Source organism: Rossellomorea vietnamensis NBRC 101237 (genome assembly GCF_001591825.1).
GTDB classification, from domain to species: domain Bacteria; phylum Bacillota; class Bacilli; order Bacillales; family Bacillaceae_B; genus Rossellomorea; species Rossellomorea vietnamensis.
Genome location: NZ_BCVQ01000107.1, coordinates 1 through 1,213 on the forward strand (window position 1 = coordinate 1; position 1,213 = coordinate 1,213).

Annotated in this window: 2 protein-coding genes; both read right to left on the reverse strand. The window is 38.7% G+C overall.

The features are described from left to right. Positions 1 to 145: 145 nt before the first annotated feature. A complete protein-coding gene (locus tag BVI01S_RS22810; RefSeq protein ID WP_167562138.1) occupies positions 146 to 292 on the reverse strand; it encodes a YuzK family famiily protein in 147 nt (48 codons plus the stop codon). 327 nt (positions 293 to 619) lie between these two features. Next, complete coding sequence (locus BVI01S_RS21820; protein WP_034763661.1) at positions 620 to 985, reverse strand: carboxymuconolactone decarboxylase family protein; 366 nt, start codon at positions 983 to 985, stop codon at positions 620 to 622. Between the last annotated feature and the right edge of the window lie 228 nt (positions 986 to 1,213).

Sequence of the window (1,213 nt, forward strand, 5' to 3'; positions counted from 1 at the left end):
TGTCCAGCATTTCCCGCAGGATTTGAGCACCTTCCGCTCCAATCAATTTTTAAAGTCTAAGCTTCCTAAAATGACCACAAATTTTATTTCTAAAAAACAAAAAACCAGTGCATCGTCTACACTGGTTTCCTTTTTTTCTTCCTTATTATATATTAGCGTGCACCCTGCGATCAAGTGCCGCAATCATTCGGCGGCTTTCTTTGTAATCCTGCTCTCTTTTCTTCTCTACTTGCATTCTGACTTCATGCTTTCGTTTGTACACCTCATAACCTATTCCATGGGCTCCATGCATTGCCTTCTCCATTTCACTTGTGTACGAGATACTCTCAAGAGAGTCGATAATGAATCATTCCTTTCGGGTTTTTAATTACTTTACAACTATACTACCCCCTCGTTCACAAGACAAAACCGGTATTTCATCATTTTTTCTAAAATTTATCCGTCAGCCTGATTCCCGGGGGCTACCCTTAAGTTTTCACAAAATTCCGCCATTATACTGCCAAATAATACTGTGCCGGTGAAATTTTATTAGCCTTGATGTATATTTATTACCGTAAGAGGTATGCATTTAAAAAAAGTACTCATAAAAAAAGAGAAGGATCACTCCCTCTCTATGCACTCATTGCTTTAGTTGATTCAAATCCTGAATCGACTGCTGTACTAATGTGACAGCCTGACTCATGACTGCTCCTCCGCCGAATGCTGCGGTCACTCCGATGGCTTCGAGGATCTCTTCTTCAGAGCATCCTTGATCCAGGCAACCTTTTATGTGGTAGATGATACAATATTCATCCTGGGAATAAAGGCTGATTCCAAGTGCAATCAATTGTTTTTCCTTTTTGGAAAGAACTCCCTCTCTGAAGCAGTGCTCTGTAAACGTGTTATATTGCTCTGCAAGCTCAGGCATTTTCTCAGTGAAGATTCCTAGTCCCATTTTATAATCATGAAGGGCTGCTTCGGTTGTGTTTCTAGGTTCCATCTGCATTTCATCCAACTCCATTTCGAAAATAGATTCATCGAAAATAGTATGAGCCAATTTGGAAATGAATATGTTAAAAAGTTACCGATACCACTTGATGAAAGAATGCGACTGGGACAAGAGTGTTTTGTTAAAAGAAAATCCGAACGATCTTTCGAAATTCTTTTTTAAATCGAAGTCGTTCGGATTTATTATTTAGCTGTATACGTAAATATAAATACTTTTGAATGTAGT

Excerpts from the sequence above, each read along its gene's own strand:
- BVI01S_RS22810 (WP_167562138.1), bottom strand. The coding sequence starts at position 292 with ATGCATGGAGCCCATGGAATAGGTTATGAGGTGTACAAACGAAAGCAT.
- BVI01S_RS21820 (WP_034763661.1), bottom strand. The coding sequence starts at position 985 with ATGCAGATGGAACCTAGAAACACAACCGAAGCAGCCCTTCATGATTAT.